Source organism: Flavobacterium quisquiliarum (assembly GCF_019308285.1).
In the GTDB taxonomy this organism is placed as follows: Bacteria; Bacteroidota; Bacteroidia; order Flavobacteriales; family Flavobacteriaceae; genus Flavobacterium; species Flavobacterium quisquiliarum.
In genome coordinates, this window is the sequence record NZ_WWEM01000013.1 from 87,594 (window position 1) to 105,387 (window position 17,794).

The window sequence follows — 17,794 nt, forward strand, 5'->3', positions numbered from 1 at the left end:
TTTTTGCAAAAATACAGCATATTGACGACTTTTCAACCAAAAGAATTTTAGTCATTTATGGATTGCATTTTTTATTTTCTTTTGTAGATAATTAGTTACATTTGCTTCGGTTTTAAATGTCTTATATGAAGAAATTTTTACTCTTTTTAATTGTTTTTATCAAATTTTCATGTCTTTTTGCACAAGAAATTACCCCAAATTCTTCCAATAGTTTATTATTAGAAGATAAACATGGTCATCTAATTCAAAATTTGGAACAGCAAAAAGAATTTTTGAAAATTAGAGAGGAAAAGATGAAAGCGGAAGTCTTGAGTCTTCAAAAAGTAATTTTGAATTCAAAAGACGGAAATTTAACTTCAAAAACAGCAGCTACACTTCAAGCAGTAGAAATGTGTACTAATGGAGGTTTTGAACAGTATGAAACTGTAAATGGAAACAGTTATCTTAAGAATTTTCTTTGTACTATCGGTGATCCTCCTGGTCCAACGCAATGCCGATCAATCAGCAATACTGCCGATTCATACATCAATCGCTATAATCCTAATAATATGAACATTATGGCAACTGGTGTTTCTGCGAATTTAGTTGACCCATATATAGGAGATATTAAAGCATTTGATCAATATGCCCTTAAAATTAATTATGAGTATTCCTCTACTTATGGTTCTATTGTTCAGGGTAAAAGATTTAAGACAAATAATGAAAATTATCTAAAATTTAATTACAAAGCGGTATTACAAAGTGTATACGACAATAGCCATACTGATAATCAAGCTTTCGTAAAAGCACGTATTTTAGATAAAAATAACGCAGTGGTCAGTGAATTTTGTTTAGTAGGAGATGAAAAAAACTGCATTTTCAGCAAGGTCCCGAGTCAGACTTCTAGTTATGTTACTTTATATACTAATAATTGGCAATCAGGATTATTAGATATTTCATCAATTCCCAATAACGAAGAATTTACCGTTGAATTTATGGCTTCAAGATGCGGATTGGGCGGGCATTTCGGGTATATGTATGTTGATGATGTTTGTATGTTACATTCCGCTGAAAATTTACAAGGTTCTATAGAACTTGACCCTTTATATAAAGTTTGTCCAACATTACCTATTTCAGTGTGTGGTAACTATACTATTCCTAATTCTGGAGGAATTTCAGCATCGGTAAAAAAAATCACTTTAAATGTTTACAACAGCAATAACGTATCGGTTTATAGTACATCAACCACCTCAAGTTTAGACACAACAAATAAAAAATTCTGTTTTACATTAAAAGCCAGTGATTTTCCAAATGTTACAAACGCTAATTATAATGTAGGTGTACAAATAGATTATGACATTTCTGGAACTTCTTGTGCAGGAACTACATTTGATTCTGCCATAGATCCTGATGCAAATCCTGGCTGGGATATTTCTTTTTTGAATTGCTCTTCAAGTTGTACTATTAATGTAACTACTGCCAAAATATCTCAATGTGATGCCAACCGAGATGGAAGCGAAAATTTTGATTTATCTAAATTAAACTCTTTGATAGTTCCTTCTACTGCAGGCTTGAATTTTAGTTATTTCAAAAATTACAACGAAGCAGAGTCTAATTTGAATGCTATCTCCAATTTTACAAGTTATCCAAGTTCAAGTGCTTCGATTTTTGTTAGAGTAAGTAAGGATGCTACCTGTTACAAAATAATTTCTGCTAATTTAGAGGTAAGAAATCCAACAGCAAATATTACAGGTATCCTAAATGTTTGTTCTGGAAGTACGGTATTAACTTCTTCTTCAGGAGCTTCATATTTATGGAGTACAGGAGAAACTACACAAAGTATTACGGTAACTTCATTAGGAGATTACTCTGTCACCGTAACCGATTCCTTTGGATGCTCCAGCAATGCAAGTGTTACTATCGAACCAAGCCAAACTGCCGTTTCTCCAATCTTGCAAATTACACAACCCTCTTGTTTTTCAACTACAGGAACAATAAAAGTAACTTCACCAGCATCACAGTATAGTTTTGATGATGGTTCAACTTGGGGCACAAGCGACACAAAGAGTAATCTATATCCTGGAACCTATTTAGTAAAAATAAAAACCATAAATGGATGCACTTCCTATTCTCAAAGTGTAACTATTACAGCCGCTTCTACTTCTTACCCAAATTACAGTTATACAAATCCTTTATTTTGCGGAGATAAAGGCAGTATTACCATCACAACTCCAGCTTCATATTATAGCTTTGATGATGGTGTAACTTGGGGAAATAATTCTACTGCAAACAATCTTTCACCCGCAAATTATAAAATTCGTACCAAAGATTTACAAGGCTGTATTTCGTCGGCAAACAATGTACTCATCAGTAGTAATACGCTTGAGACTCCAACTTATACGGTTGTATTACCTGATTGTAGTGCAAAAGGAAGTATTACCATCAATACTCTTTCCGATTTTTACACTTTTGATGGTGGAAGCACATGGATTACAGACAATAAAATGAGTAATTTAAATGCAGGAAGTTATTCTTTAGGAATTAAAAATGCTTTAGGTTGTACTTCTTATTATACCTATGCTTATTTAAATGATTTTAAAGATACCTACCCTCAATATACGACTCAACAACCTGTTTGCGGAACAGATGGTAACATTACTATTACTACAGTAGCAGATTCATATAGTTTTGATAATGGAGCAACATGGACCAGCAATAATGTCAAAGTTTTACCTTTCGGAACCTATCAGATAAAAATAAAAAACAGTGCAGGATGTATCAGTGCTACTAGTTACGTTTATTTATATCAGCCTTACTTGAATACCCCTATTCTTTCGGTAGAACAGCCAACTTGTGGTGTAAACGGAAAAATTACTATCAACTCATTATCCGATTTTTATAGTTTTGACAATGGCGCAACATGGACAACCCTTAATTCTAAATCATTACCTCCTGGTATTTATAGCATAATTATAAAAAATAATCTTGGATGTACCTCTTCTCCATATACTATATATTTAAATAATCCTAATATAGATAAACCTGATTACACAGTTGTTCAGCCCACTTGTACAACTTCTGGCAGCATTACAATAAATACAGTTGCCGATTTCTATAGTTTTGATGGAGGTAATACATGGGGAACTTCTCCTTCCTTATTAAATCTTAATTCTTATAGGTATTCTAGTATTGCAATAAAAAACAATTTAGGTTGTATTTCTAACAACGTAAATGTTATAATTAACGATCCAAAGCTTCCTGATCCAGATTATACGGTTACCAATCCAAGTTGTGGAAATATTGGAAATATTACATTCAACACTACTGCGGATTATTATAGTATTGATTATGGAAGAAACTGGAGTACAAGTAATGTTTTTAATAATTTAGTTCAGGGATCTTACTATTTAATGATAAAAAAAGATAATTGTACATCCAACTATATTTCCATTTATATGGATAACTCAAAGCTGGCCCAACCCAAAGTAACCTCCATACAGCCGGGATGCGGAACAAAAGGAAGTATTACAATCAATACAACCGCTAGCTCTTATAGTATTGACGGGACAAATTGGACCACAAATCCGGTTTTTTCAAATCTTTCAGCTGGATATTATTATCTAATGATCAAAAATGCCCAAGGCTGTGTTTCTAACTCAACCTCGGTATCACTTCAAGAGTTTTATCTTCCATCTCCCACTTTTAAAACAACACAACCTACTTGCGGGGTTGGAGGAAGCATAACCTTTACCTCAACTGAAGCACAATACAGTATAGATGGAGGCAGAACATGGAGTACTAATCCTACATTTACTAATCTAAGTCCAAACTCTTATAGTTTATTAGTAAAAAATGCTTCTGGATGCACGTCTAGCCCTTACAATGTGTACACTACCCTTCAGCAATATTATTTACCTAATCCCGATTTTACATTAATCCAGCCAAGCTGCGGAATCAATGGAAGCATTACTATTGCAACAGTTGCAAGTTCTTATAGTTTTGACTATGGCAATACTTGGACAACTAATCCAGTTCTTTCAGGACTTACTTCGGGTTACTATAACATTATTATAAAAAATGCAGCAGGTTGTAAATCTAATGGTCTCTCAGTAAGTATCAATCCATATTATCTTCCTAACCCAAATATAAAAGTAGTACAACCTAGCTGTGGAAATGGAGGAAGCATTACCGTAACAACTCCTGCAGACAATTATAGTTTTGATGGAGGCAGCACTTGGACTACGAATCCTATTTTATTAAATCCTGCAAGTTCGTCTTATAATATTCTTATTAAAAATGCAATAGGTTGTAAATCAAATTCACAATATACATACATAAATAAATATTATCTGCCTTCGCCGAGTGTAACTTCTATTCAACCCACATGTAGTAATCCTACTGGAACTATAATAGTAAATTCTACTGCAGATCAATATAGCTTTGATGGAGGAATAACTTGGACAACAAATCCTATAAAGAAAAATTTAGCCAGTGGTTCATATAATGTAATAATAAAAAATACTCTGGGTTGCACTTCTTCTGGTAATTATATCTACATAAATACACCTCCCTCAATTCCAGCTGCACCAGCAGTAAAGATAGTCCAACCTTCTTCTTGTGGCGCGACAGACGGTAGCATTACCATAACAACATCAGCTATAAGTTATAGTTTCAATGATGGAAACAGCTGGACAACAAATCCAACGAAAATAAATGTAGGTGCTGGTACATATATTATTAAGATCAAGACAAATTCATATAGTTGCGAATCAACAACAACTGTTGTCAATTTGAGTTCTGGTACTACAATAGCAGCTCCAAACTTTACTACCACTCAGCCAAATTGCAGCTCATCGACAGGTTCCATTACCATTACAACAAATGCAGCAACCTATAGTTATGACAACGGATTAACCTATGTTTTTTCTAATACCAAAACAGATCTTTCTCCAGGCACTTATTTTATAAAAATTAAAAATGCTGCGGGCTGTGTCTCAGATGCCGCTCCAGTTACAATTTCACCATTATCAGCACTTCCTGCTCCTGCCTTTACAGCAGCTCAACCTAATTGCACCACTTTTTCAGGATCAATTTCAATTGATACCGCAGCAGATTTGTATAGTTTCGATAACGGAATCACGTTTGGAACATCCAATTCAAAATCTAATTTATCTTCAGGAACCTATAATTTGATGATTAAATATAATTCGGGCTGTATTTCTCTTGCCACACCCGTTACTATACAAGCTGCACCTGTAATCCCTGAGGCACCACAAGTTGTAGTTACAGACCCAATTGGTTGTAATTCGTCTACAGGCAACATAATGGTTTCTACGATTGCTAATCTATATAGTTTTGACGATGGTCTTACGTGGAGTGCCAGCAATACTGCCAATTTATCTCCTGGAAATTATTTTATTCGAATAAAATATACAAATGGTTGTGAATCTGTTGCGTACAAAGCAACCATCAATGCAGCGCCAGATGCACCTGCAGTTCCAACTTTAAATATAACCCAGCCTATTACCTGTAGCAATCCATTTGGATCAATTTTGATTACAAGTACTGCTGATCAATACAGTTTTGACAATGGTAAAAGTTATTCAACCAATCCAAATTCTGGAAAGTTAGTTGCTGGAACCTATATCGTTCGTGTTAAAAACAGTAGTGGCTGTGAGTCTGCTTCTGTATCTACAACCATTAATCGTCCGACAGATTATCCAAATAATCCTTTATTTACAACTACGCAGCCCGATTGCAATAATCCTAAAGGCGCTATTACAATTACCGATGTTGCATCAGAATATAGTTTCGATGATGGTGCCAGCTGGATTACAAGTGCAACAAAATCAAATCTTGATCCCAAAACCTATTTAATAAAGGTAAAAAATAGTAACGGCTGTGTTTCAAATGCAACAACAGTTACCATAACTCCTTTTACAGATTTTACTCAAAAGCCTGCTTTAGATAGCCCTCAAACATTCTGTATTCAACAAAATGCGACATTAAATTCAATAGAAGTTACAGGACAAAACATAAAATGGTATAATGCGCCAACAAATGGATCTCTTTTATCCAACACAACTTTGCTTGAAGATAATAAGATCTATTATGCTTCTCAGACTATAAATGGCTGTGAAAGCGAAAGAATTGCTTTGTCTATAAAAATTCAAGATACTCCTATGCCTTCTGGTAATGCAAATCAGACATTTTGCACAGGACAAAATTCAACAATTGCTAATATTCAAATAACTGGAAATCAAATTAAATGGTACGATGCACTAACCAATGGTAATTTATTAGCCAAAACAACTAATCTGATTGATGGTAAAACCTATTACGCTTCTCAAACCGAAAACAATTGTGAAGGTTCTAGATTTGGAGTTACAATTACATTTATAAACACACCAGTTGCTCCTACTGTAAATGGAACTCTGGAGTTTTGTAAAAATGAGAATGCAAAATTAAGTAACATTCAAATGACAGGTCAAGACATAAAATGGTATGATACCAGTTTTTCTGCTGCTCCTCTGCCAAATACCACTTTACTAGAAAATAACAGAACTTATTATGCTTCGCAAACTGTTGGTTGCGAAAGCGACCGAACTCCTGTTTTAGTAAAAGTTCAGGATACAGGTATGCCAACTGGCAAAAATAGTCAGCAATTCTGCATTGATGAAATTGCTACTTTAGAAAATTTAAACATTACAGGAACCAATATTAAATGGTATGATGCTTTAACAGGCGGAACTATTTTACCAGAAACAACCTTATTACAAAGCGCTGTTTATTATGTTACGCAAACTCTAAATAACTGCGAAAGTCAGCGATTCGCTGTAACAGTAAAAATCCAGGATACCCAAATTCCATTTTCAGATTCACCACAATCATTTTGTATTCAAAAGAATGCTAAAATCAAAAACATTGAGATTTCTGGACAGAATATAAAATGGTATGAAAGTATTTCTTCAAATATTTCTATTTCGGAATCAACACCTCTTGAAAATGGGATTATTTATTATGCCACTCAAACTATCAGTAATTGTGAAAGTGATAGAATTCCTGTTACCATAAATATTCTAGAAGCAACAACTGGCGATTGTATCCATTTTGTTGAGGAACTTCCATATCCAAAATTCTTTACTCCGAATAATGATGGTCATAATGATACTTGGACGATTGATTTTGCTTACTTAGCCCCAAACAGTGGTATTCGAATTTTTGACCGTTATGGGAAACTTATTAAAGAATTACGCCCAGACACTTCTTGGGACGGAACTTACCTTGGTCATCTGGAACCTGCATCAGATTATTGGTTTGTTGTGAAACGTTTAAATGGAACAGAATTTAGAGGCCATTTTAGTTTGAAGAGATAACACAAAATACAAAGTCCGCAATTCTTGTTATAGATTGCGGACTTTTTATTAAAACTTCAAGTTTAATTTTACTTTGCCTGTATTAAAAGCCAATTCGATATTTCTTCCAATGCAATTGGAGAAAATGTTTGTTCAATGGTTTCATATTCACTTGGAGAACCTGTTTGGCATTCCTGAAATAAATGATTCAAATTAGGCAAAATTTTAGCTGTAACGTTTTTATTTCCTGCTTTTGCCAAAGCTTTTTTTATAACTTCCAAATTAGCTTCGGCAGAAACTTGCAAATCTTTGTTTCCATTTAATGCCAAAACTGGACATTTTACTTTTTCTAGATAAGTAGCAGGATTAATCTTTAAAAAATTGTAGCCCCAATTATCTATAACAAAGGCTGTATAATGTTTAGTTTTATCAATATTTTCAGCACCTAACTTAGATTCAAAATAAATTTCAATGCTCTTTTTAAATTTCTCATCATTAATAGAAGAAGCGATAACTAAATCGTAAGCACCTTTTAAAATCTCAAACTCTTTTTGAATCTCCTTTTCAGAAACCCCGCTTTGTCTTTGTAAATCTTCACTTTGTCTTAACAGCAATTTATCACCACAAAGTCCCGGTCCGGCTAATAGTACAATAAAAGCCACATCTTTAGAGTTTGCAGCAATCATTGGTGCGATTAAACCACCTTCACTATGACCAATTAAACCAATTTTCTTTTTATTTATTTCCTTTCTAGTCTTTAAATAAGCAACTCCAGCTTGAATATCATTAACAAAATCTACGGTAGTCGCATTTTTAAATTTGCCACTAGATTCACCAAAACCGCGATCGTCCATACGTAATACCGCGAATCCTTTTTTTACTAAATAATCAGACAATACTAGAAAAGGTTTATGACCAAGTATTTCCTCATCTCTATTTTGAGCCCCACTTCCCGTAATTAAAATGACTGCGGGGAAATTGCCTTCTTTTTTAGGAAGAGATAAAGTCCCTGCCAAAGTAATTTTATCCTTTTCATTTTCAACTTTTACCTCTTCGGTATAATACGAAAATGGTTTCTGTGGCTCTTGAGGTCTTGCATGAACTTCCTTATTAACAATTTCTCTCGAAAAATTCAATTCAAAAGACTGTCCGTTCTGTGTAAGCTTACCTTTGATAGTGTTATCACTATTGAATGTCCCTTCATAAGAGCCTTTGACAGCTTCAATTTCTAGTTTTAAAACACCATCTATAAAAGTAGTTTTTGCAACAGGAATTCCTACCGCTTTCTGATCTGGACTATCCATTGTTGCAGCATATCCATTTTCAGTTTTTGTAATATGAATAACCACTCTTAGTTGAGCACCTGGGACTTTCAAAAGACCATTCCAATCTCCTAAAATTTCATTTCCAAATATTACAGAAGAAGTTAGAACGAAAATTAGAAAAAGTATTATTTTTTTCATTTTTAGCAGAATTTGGTTTAGTTAGAGATTATTTTCTTTTTTAGTATGGCTTTTAAATTTTAAATAGGAGTAAGCAATAGGAGCAATTGCAATGGCAAAAACAATTATCATAAATACTTTAGAAAAACCAGCACTTTCAAAAATCAAACTTCCTAAAATGATAATTAGACCTGCAATAAACCAAAGTTTCCCGGCAAAAACATGTGTTGTTTTCCAAATTTCTGGATTTTCTAAAGTCCACGGTGTTCTGATTCCTATAAAATAGTTTGGTTGCATTACTTTAAAATAATTGCCTAAAATCATAAATAAAGCACCAAGCACTACAAAAACAAAACTCGGACTCGAAATAGTTTGGCTTTTTGTGCTGTAAATAATAAACAAGGCTAAAATTGACATAAATAGAACCAAAATAAATTTGAGCTGATACAATTTCCTTCCCATTAGAGACATTCTCTTTTTAGGATCAATCTTTGAAATCACAGACAGGATTACATAAGTTAAAACAGGAAGCATGAAAAGCATTCCAATTAAGCTAAGTTTATTTCCCCAATTATCAATCTCTCCTTTAGAGTTCCAATGAATGGGAACAGTTTCCGGAAGCTCATTCCAGATTGTTGCTAAATAAACAAAAGGCACCAAAATAATTCCAATGATTGGAAGCTCTTTTTTTAATTCTAAATTCATTTTTTATTTTTTAAAGGTTAGTATCCATTGCAAAACATCTTCCATTATAGTGGTATTGATGGAATAAATGATGAATTGCCCTTTTTTTTCGGATGTAATTAAATCTGCACGTCTCAAAATATCCAAATGATGCGAAATGCTAGGTTTCGAAATATTAAATGCATCCGCAATTTCGCCCGCAGACAAATCCTTTTGTCTTAAGAGCTCCAAAATTTCTCTTCGGGTTGCATCATTTAATGCTTTAAAAATATCATTCATCTCATTTATATATTTAGACAAATATCTAAATACTTTTTAAAGTAACAAAAAAAAGCAGTAATTTTTTACATTACTGCTTTTAAATATTTTTACGAAACCTTTAAAACTTATGCTCGTCTTTACTAATTACTATAAACGAAATCAAAGATATCAATGCGGCAGTAACCAAATAATAGCCTACATAACTCACATCATATGTCTTAGCTAGCCAAATGGCGATCATTGGTGCAAAAGCTGCTCCCAAAATTCCAGCCATATTAAAAGTTAACGATGCTCCAGAATAACGAACATTCGTAGGAAATAATTCAGATAAAAAAGTTCCTAAAGGGCCATAAGTAAATCCCATTAAAGACATTCCGATGCAAGCAAAAGTAGTAACTAATACAATATTTCCTGAACCCAAGAAATAAGAAAAGAAAAATCCAAAAACAGCAATTGCAGCTGTAGCCAGAATAAGCATTTTACGGCGCCCAATTTTATCTGCCACCACCGCAGAAACTGGAATAAAAAGCGCAAAAAACAATACAGAAAATAACTGAATCAACAATCCATCTCTTTTCACGATTCCTAAATCTGAAGTTGCCCAGCTTAAGGTAAATACAGTCATCAAATAGAAAACCAAGAAAGTTGTGATTGCTGCAAAAGTTCCAAAAATCAATTGGTTCTTATATGATTTTACTAATTCCAGAAAAGGAACTTTAACTTCTTCCTGCTCTTTTTTAGAATTTTCGAAAGAAGGAGTTTCCGTAATTTTTGTTCTGATGTAAAATCCAACAATTACTAGAAGTGCACTGGCAATGAAAGGAATTCTCCAGCCATAATCCATAAAATCTTCATTGCTCATCGAATCGGTCAATAAAAGAAAAGTTCCGCCCGAAAGCAATAATCCAATTGGCGCTCCTAGTTGCGGAAACATTCCGTACCAAGCGCGTTTATTAGGAGGTGCATTTTCTATTGCTAATAAAACGGCTCCTCCCCACTCGCCTCCTAAACCAACACCTTGTCCAAATCTGCAAAGCATTAACAATAAAGGTGCTGCAACTCCAATACTTTCATAACTTGGCAGAAAACCAATCGTAACTGTAGAAATTCCCATCGTTAATAAAGCTGCAACTAGAGTAAATTTTCGACCAATTTTATCTCCATAATGTCCGAAAAAAGCAGAACCCAAAGGACGAGATAAAAATGCAATTGAAAATGTTGCTAAAGACTCCAATGTTGCCATTGTCGAATCTGAACTAGGAAAAAACAACTGTGGAAAAACCAACACCGCTGCATTGGCATAAATATAAAAATCAAAAAATTCGATTGTTGTGCCAATAAGGCTTCCAAAAAGAACATGTTTTAAGGAGTTCTTTTGATTCGGGTTCGTTTTCATGTAAAATTGATGTAACTTTTTTTTTGATTACAAAAATATAGTTTCATTATTAATAATTTATCTTTAAGAGAATTAGTTTTAAAACACTTTCTATTTTTTAACAAAATTCATGTATTTTATATTTTAAAAAGCACGATTTCATCTGTTTTCAAAAACCTGATTATCGGAACTTTAAAACAAAAATGGAATTATCAATTCTTAAGCAATTGTTAATAGCGTTTTTAACTGCATATTTTCATTAAATTTACAGCTGTCAAAAATAAATTTAAAATTATGCCTACCGACTGTATCAGCTTTCAATCTTCTGGTTATTTTTCTAAACTAATGCAAGATTACTTAGATCAAAAAGAAGAATTAAAACCGCTGTACAATAATTTCCCAACCTTAGAAAATTTCGAAAAACAAATTGCTGAAAAAGCAGCTAATTTTGATCATAACAACCGAATTTCATTGGTTAAAACCTTGGAAAAACAATACGAGAATATTGAAATCTCCGATTCAACAAAACAAAATATTTCGCTTTTAGCACTCGAAAATACTTTTACCATTACAACCGGACATCAGCTAAATTTATTTAGTGGACCGTTGTATTTTTTGTATAAAATCATTTCTACCATTAATTTAACCAAAGAGTTAAAATCAAAATACCCTTCTTATAATTTCGTTCCGGTTTATTGGATGGCAACAGAAGACCACGATTTTGAAGAAATTAATTATTTTAATTTTAAAGGAAAAAAAATCCGCTGGAATGCTGAAAGTACAGGCCCAGTTGGAAGATTATCCACTGACGGATTGGAAGATTTATTTGAAATCTATTCTAAAGAACTTGGTTCAAGCACGAATGCTAACGCACTTAAAAAGCTATTTGAAGATGCGTACTTAAAACATGAAAAATTAGCCGATGCTACTCGTTATTTAGCAAATGCTCTTTTTTCTAGTTATGGTTTGGTTATTATTGATGCTGATGATGCCGATTTAAAACGTGCCTTTATTCCATTTGTAAAAGAGGAATTAGAGATTCAAACTTCATTTAAAGCGGTACAAAAATCAATTGAACAACTTTCAGATTATACTGTTCAGGTAAATCCAAGAGAAATCAATTTATTTTATATCGAAGATAAACTGCGCGAAAGAATTATTTTTGAAAATGATAAATATTTAGTCAACAATACTAAAATCTCGTTTTCAAAAGAAGAAATTCTAAAATTACTAGAAAGCAATCCTGAAAAATTCAGTCCAAACGTAATCATGCGTCCGTTGTATCAAGAAATTATCCTTCCGAATCTTTGCTATATTGGTGGAGGCGGAGAAATTGCATATTGGTTGGAGTTAAAAGGATTTTTTGATGCTGTAAACATTACTTTTCCAATCTTATTAGTTCGAAATTCTGTTCTTTTAGCAACTGAAAAACAAGCTAAAAAAGCGGATAATTTAGGTTTAAGTTGGAAAGATTTGTTCAGCAAGTCAGAGAATTTAATAAATGCTATCACGCATAAACTTTCTCCATTTCCAATTGATTTAACAGAGCAGAAAGAAGCACTTGAAAAACAATTCAACTATCTTTTTGAATTGGCTGAAAAGACCGACAAATCATTTTCTGGAGCCGTAAAAGCACAGGAAGTAAAACAGAAAAAAGGATTAGAAAATTTAGAAAAACGTTTATTAAAAGCGCAAAAAAGAAAACTTCAGGATCAATTACAGCGTGTTAATGATTTGCAGTGCGAATTATTTCCAAATCACAGCTTACAAGAGCGTCAGGCCAACTTTTCTGAATTTTATTTAGAAAACGGAGAACAATTGATACCGCTTTTAATTCAAAAATTAAAACCTTTAGAACATAATTTTGATATCATAATAATCTAAAATAATTATCTTTAGAAATTCAAAGTAATAGCTTAGGAATAAATAACCAGCTCATTTCCGAAAGTATTGCTTCTCTCAAACCAAATAGAATTATATTTTATAACCTATTAACGAACTAACCAAATGGTAAGAGAACGCCTAATTTCGCTTGATGTCTTTCGCGGACTGACTATTCTATTAATGACTATTGTAAACAATCCGGGAGACTGGGGCAATGTTTATCCGCCGCTTTTACACGCGCACTGGAACGGCTGCACACCTACCGATCTTGTATTTCCTTTTTTTGTTTTTATAATGGGAGTTGCGGTTCCGCTCGCAATGCCGGACAAAGTTTATGACGATACGACATTCAATAAAATCCTGATTCGTTCCTTAAGAATGCTCTGTCTTGGAATATTTTTCAATTTCTTTGGCAAAATTGAGCTGTTCGGTTTAGACGGAATTCCGTTGCTTATTGCCCGATTAGCTGTAACCATTGCTGTTGGTTGTGCCTTAATGGGAAGCTTCAGTACTAAGCTAAAAAACATCTTCGCTTTCGGCATATTAGCATTGTATCTCATTTTAGCTTATGGAGGATTTGAAAATTATCAAGATGTAAGGCTTCCAGGTGTTTTACAGCGTATTGCCGTTGTTTATTTTGTAGTTTCTCTTTTGTACTTAAAAACTTCTCGAAAAACACAATTAATTACAGGAATCGTTTTGCTTTTCGGCTATTGGGCAGTTATGACTTTAATTCCTGTTCCAGGATTTGGAGAAGCCAATTTAGAAAGAGGAACCAATTTAGCCGCTTGGGTAGACAGCGTTTTGCTAAAAGGCCATATGTATCACGAAACCAAAACTTGGGATCCAGAAGGAATATTAAGCACAATTCCGTCTATTGTAAACGGGATTATCGGTTTATTCATTGGACAAATTTTACTACTCGGCGCAACTAAAATCAACAAAGCGCAAAGAATGGGAATGATTGGCGTCGGGCTTATTTTCTTCGGATTAATGTGGGATTTAGTTTTCCCAATAAACAAATCCATCTGGACAAGCAGTTACGTTTTATATACAACTGGTCTTGCAACCGTATGTCTAACAGCATTGTATTACATCATTGATATAGCCGAATATAAAAAAGGATTCAAACTATTTGTAATTTGGGGAGTTAACCCAATGATTGTGTTTTTTGCATCACAGATTATTCCGCAGGCCTTAACCATGATCCGATTCCAAAATCCTCACAATCCAGAAGAACAAACCAATCTTTTAAACTATTTATATAATTTCGGAATTGCGCCTTTTTTCAGCAATCCAATGACAGCTTCTTTAGCGGGCGCGTTGACCTATGTAGCAATCTGGACATTTATTCTTTGGAATTTCTATAGAAACAAATTGATATTCAAAGTCTAAATTTGTTTCACCATATAAGTAACATAAGTTCATTTAAAAGCTTCACGAAGAAACACCAAATAAATTTTACCGCGTTCTAAAATGAACTTATGTTACTTATATGGTTTCCATAAAAAACATTTCTTGCCCAAAACATCGTTTCTAACGACTTTTAATTATGAATTTATTAAAATCAATTGATAAAAAAAGTATACTTTTGCACAAAATTTAATAAAATACAAAATGGCAACAAATAGAACTTTTACAATGATTAAACCAGATGCTGTTGCAAACGGACACATCGGGAACATCTTAGCAATGATTACTAATGGTGGTTTCAAAATCGTTTCATTAAAATTAACTCAATTAACTGTAGCAGATGCTAAAGCATTCTACGCAGTTCACGCAGAAAGACCTTTCTACGGAGAATTAGTTGAATTTATGTCTCGCGGGCCAATCGTTGCCGCTATTTTAGAAAAAGATAACGCAGTAGAAGATTTCAGAACTTTAATTGGAGCTACTAACCCAGCTGAAGCTGCTGAAGGAACTATTCGTAAAGCATACGCTACTTCAATCGGAGAAAACGCAGTTCACGGATCTGATAGCGACGAAAATGCTGCTATCGAAAGTGCATTCCACTTTGCTGGAAGAGAGCAGTTTTAATTTATGATTTTAGAGTTCAGATTTTAGATTGCTGAGCTAAACATAAAAATAAAAAAATCCATTCGCTGAGCGAATGGATTTTTTTTATATTGAAAAATCTAAAATCTAAAATCTAAAATTAGCGAAGCACAACATCCTTCACGACATCACGTCTCAATTCTTCATTAATCATTTTAACGATTTTAGATTTTCCGTGGCTTAATTCTTCACGCAAAACGGCAGAGCCAAGTTCTACATACAAAGTACTCCCTTTAAGAATAACATTTTTTGTATACGTATTCACGCCACTTCCCATAAGATTTTTCCAGGCATCGCGAACATCAATCTGATCCATTCCGGCTTGTAACTTATTCACTTGAATAATTTGCTGTAAAACAGCACTAATTGTAGATTCGCTATTTAGTCTTTTCGCCATCGTTTAAGAGATTAATTGGTGCTGCTTTTTTATAATGATATTCTATTTTTTGTGGATTCTTAACCACTAATTCTTTATCCGAAAGCGAGATGATTTCTTCGCTCCATTTCGTATAATCTGTTTTATAATCCAGGAAAACATGTTCTCCCGCAAAACGAACCGAAACATTTTCAAAAGTATCCGTAGTTAAAAATGTACCGTCAAACTGTGGCATTACTTTCGTTCGAACGCCTTTATTATCTTTAATTTGAAAAAAATCAAAAGTTTCATTCATCTTATAGTCCTTCTCTTCGCCTTTGTCAAAAACTACTTTTTCAATTTCCCAATAACCGTTTAACTTAGCAATATCTTCAGGTTTTACTTCTTGTTTACAGCTTACAAACAAAAGCGATAAAACCAAAATCATAAAAGTGTTTTTCATAAGTACTTGAATTTTTATAAGGAGCTGAAAACCTGCTGTTCGCTGTATTCCCGATAAACAAAAACTACGGCTAAAAAGCCTTGTTTTTCTAAATCGGGAGATGCCACTTCCATCAGGGCTAGGGCATCAGTTTTCAAAAGATTTTTCTCGGACTACAAAGATAACCTTATAATTATCAAAAGAAACAAAAAATCAAAAAACACATTAAACTATTTTACATATTTTTGGTCAAACCCCAAAACCAAAAACAAAAAGACATGACCAAAACTATTTACGGATTATTGACAGCCTTATTATTTATAAGCTGCAGTAAAGATTCAGCAGAACCCGACACAACTACCTCAGAAAGCATGTATTTCCCTCCTCTAACAGGAACAACTTGGGAAACAAAATCAATCGCAGAGCTAAAATGGAATCAAAATGCTGTACAGCCACTTTTAGATTATTTGGAGCTTAAACACTCCAAATCTTTCATCATTTTAGTAAACGGAAAAATCGTTCTTGAAAATTACTTTAACAATCATACCGCGACTGCAAACTGGTATTGGGCAAGCGCAGGAAAAACTTTAACTTCAACTGTAACTGGAATTGCGCAGCAAGAAGGGCTTTTAAATATAACCAATAAAGTTTCTCAATATTTAGGAACTGGCTGGACAAGTGAAACTCTTGCTAAAGAAAATCTCATAAACTGCAAGCATCTTTTAACCATGACATCTGGTCTTGATGACGCTACCGATGATGTAGATCCAGAAGACCTAATCTACAAAGCCGATGCAGGAACTCGTTGGGCCTACCACAATGTTTATGTAAAACTGCAAGATGTAGTTACTAAAGCCAGTGGACAAACTTGGCAGAACTATTTCAACACCAGATTAAGAGACAAAATCGGCATGGATGGCAATTGGATACAGCTTGGCGTAAATAGTGTCTATGCAAGCACAACAAGAAGTATGGCTAGATTTGGCTTATTAATGCTTAACAAAGGAAAATGGGAAAATAACATAATTTTAAACGAAGCCTTTTTTAACGAAGCTACAAATACTTCACAAAATATCAATTTAGGCTACGGTTATTTATGGTGGCTAAACGGTAAAGCCAATTATCATTTACCGCAATCGCAGTTAACATTTCAAGGAAGTGTAATTCCAACCGGGCCAAGCGATATGTTTATGGCATTAGGAAAAAATGACCAAAAGATTTACGTAGTTCCAAGCAAAAACATGGTTGTAATTAGAATGGGAGATGCAGCTGACAATGTAAATCTTGCTCTATCTGATTTTGACAAAACGTTGTGGGAGAAAATTAATGCTTTATATCAATAAATTACGAATTGCAGTTTAAATCAACTGCCATCCTTTATTTTTCAAAAAGCTTTTACAGCTTTTACAAAAATCTTTTTCTTCATTCAGTGGGTTTCCGCCTTCAGCATCACGCATTAAACAAGTTTTAATTTTGCAATGCGGTAAACCTGCTGTATGACCTAATTCATGTAAAACCAATTTATAAAACTGGCTATTTCTGTGTTTTTTAGACAACCTAAAATCGGAAACAACGCAGGCTTTTCCAGGCATGTAACCTAATCCCATTACACCCCAATCTTTAATATTGTTTTTTGTTGTACTAATGTCAAAATGTGACAAACCAACAATAACAGAATCACTGCCAATACTATTTTTAAGATTCTTAATAATACTATCAGCACGATATCTATTACGGGGCTTATAAAAAGATTTTTCAGGAAAGTCTATATTCTGCCTTAAAACAACATTAGGATTAATTGTTTTTATTTCGGTAAGAACTTTTTGAGATTGTTTGGGTTCAAAATTACCCAAAGGCTGTATCACTATAACCTTTTGACTTTTTACAGTATTTTCATTGTCTCGTTTGTTTATGCAACTGCACAAACTAAACAACAGAATGAAAACACCGTATTTCATATTA

The 17,794-nt window shown here is 33.6% G+C and carries 13 protein-coding genes; 5 read left to right on the forward strand and 8 right to left on the reverse strand.

Going from position 1 to position 17,794, the window contains the following annotated elements; translation table 11 throughout:
- Positions 1-125: 125 nt before the first annotated feature.
- A complete protein-coding gene (locus GSY47_RS05400; protein ID WP_219071137.1) occupies positions 126-7,355 on the forward strand; it encodes an Ig-like domain-containing protein in 7,230 nt (2,409 codons plus the stop codon).
- Positions 7,356-7,423: 68 nt separating this feature from the next.
- Here GSY47_RS05400 and GSY47_RS05405 read toward each other — a convergent pair whose 3' ends face one another.
- The 4 genes from GSY47_RS05405 to GSY47_RS05420 form a co-directional block, all read right to left on the reverse strand.
- Positions 7,424-8,797, reverse strand: coding sequence for an alpha/beta hydrolase family protein (locus GSY47_RS05405; RefSeq protein WP_179002334.1), 1,374 nt, complete (start codon positions 8,795-8,797; stop codon positions 7,424-7,426).
- A 21-nt stretch (positions 8,798-8,818) separates the two neighbouring features.
- Complete coding sequence (locus tag GSY47_RS05410) at positions 8,819-9,481, reverse strand: SdpI family protein (protein WP_179002335.1); 663 nt, start codon at positions 9,479-9,481, stop codon at positions 8,819-8,821.
- Between the two features lie 3 nt (positions 9,482-9,484).
- Entirely contained in the window at positions 9,485-9,739 is a 255-nt protein-coding gene (locus GSY47_RS05415; protein ID WP_179002336.1) for an autorepressor SdpR family transcription factor, read from the reverse strand.
- 100 nt (positions 9,740-9,839) lie between these two features.
- Positions 9,840-11,117 (reverse strand): MFS transporter, encoded by a 1,278-nt coding sequence (locus GSY47_RS05420; RefSeq protein WP_179002337.1) that lies wholly within the window; start codon positions 11,115-11,117, stop codon positions 9,840-9,842.
- A 273-nt stretch (positions 11,118-11,390) separates the two neighbouring features.
- Between GSY47_RS05420 and bshC the strand changes: the two genes are divergently transcribed.
- The 3 genes from bshC (at position 11,391) to GSY47_RS05435 (ending at position 15,017) form a co-directional block, all read left to right on the forward strand.
- Complete coding sequence (gene bshC, locus GSY47_RS05425; RefSeq protein WP_179002338.1) at positions 11,391-12,980, forward strand: bacillithiol biosynthesis cysteine-adding enzyme BshC; 1,590 nt, start codon at positions 11,391-11,393, stop codon at positions 12,978-12,980.
- A gap of 123 nt (positions 12,981-13,103) precedes the next feature.
- Positions 13,104-14,375 (forward strand): acyltransferase family protein, encoded by a 1,272-nt coding sequence (locus GSY47_RS05430; protein ID WP_179002339.1) that lies wholly within the window; start codon positions 13,104-13,106, stop codon positions 14,373-14,375.
- A gap of 222 nt (positions 14,376-14,597) precedes the next feature.
- Positions 14,598-15,017, forward strand: a complete 420-nt coding sequence (locus tag GSY47_RS05435; RefSeq protein ID WP_012026941.1) for a nucleoside-diphosphate kinase — start codon at positions 14,598-14,600, stop codon at positions 15,015-15,017.
- Positions 15,018-15,135: 118 nt separating this feature from the next.
- Here the strand turns inward: GSY47_RS05435 and GSY47_RS05440 are convergent, their stop codons facing one another.
- Genes GSY47_RS05440 through GSY47_RS26270 form a run of 3 tightly spaced genes read right to left on the reverse strand, consistent with a single transcriptional unit; the run spans position 15,136 to position 15,990 of the window.
- Positions 15,136-15,432 (reverse strand): DUF721 domain-containing protein, encoded by a 297-nt coding sequence (locus GSY47_RS05440; protein ID WP_091492161.1) that lies wholly within the window; start codon positions 15,430-15,432, stop codon positions 15,136-15,138.
- Positions 15,413-15,853, reverse strand: coding sequence for a lipocalin family protein (locus GSY47_RS05445; protein ID WP_109194607.1), 441 nt, complete (start codon positions 15,851-15,853; stop codon positions 15,413-15,415). Before GSY47_RS05445 ends, GSY47_RS05440 begins: the two co-directional genes overlap by 20 nt.
- 14 nt (positions 15,854-15,867) lie before the next feature.
- Positions 15,868-15,990, reverse strand: coding sequence for a hypothetical protein (locus GSY47_RS26270; protein WP_256871040.1), 123 nt, complete (start codon positions 15,988-15,990; stop codon positions 15,868-15,870).
- Between the two features lie 120 nt (positions 15,991-16,110).
- On the opposite strand from GSY47_RS26270, the gene GSY47_RS05450 reads away from it, so the two are divergent.
- Positions 16,111-17,175: a serine hydrolase domain-containing protein gene (locus GSY47_RS05450; RefSeq protein ID WP_179002340.1), complete on the forward strand. Its 1,065-nt coding sequence runs from the start codon at positions 16,111-16,113 to the stop codon at positions 17,173-17,175.
- A gap of 15 nt (positions 17,176-17,190) precedes the next feature.
- On the opposite strand, the gene GSY47_RS05455 is transcribed toward GSY47_RS05450, so the two are convergent.
- Positions 17,191-17,790 (reverse strand): Zn-dependent protease, encoded by a 600-nt coding sequence (locus GSY47_RS05455; protein ID WP_179002341.1) that lies wholly within the window; start codon positions 17,788-17,790, stop codon positions 17,191-17,193.
- Positions 17,791-17,794: the final 4 nt, after the last annotated feature.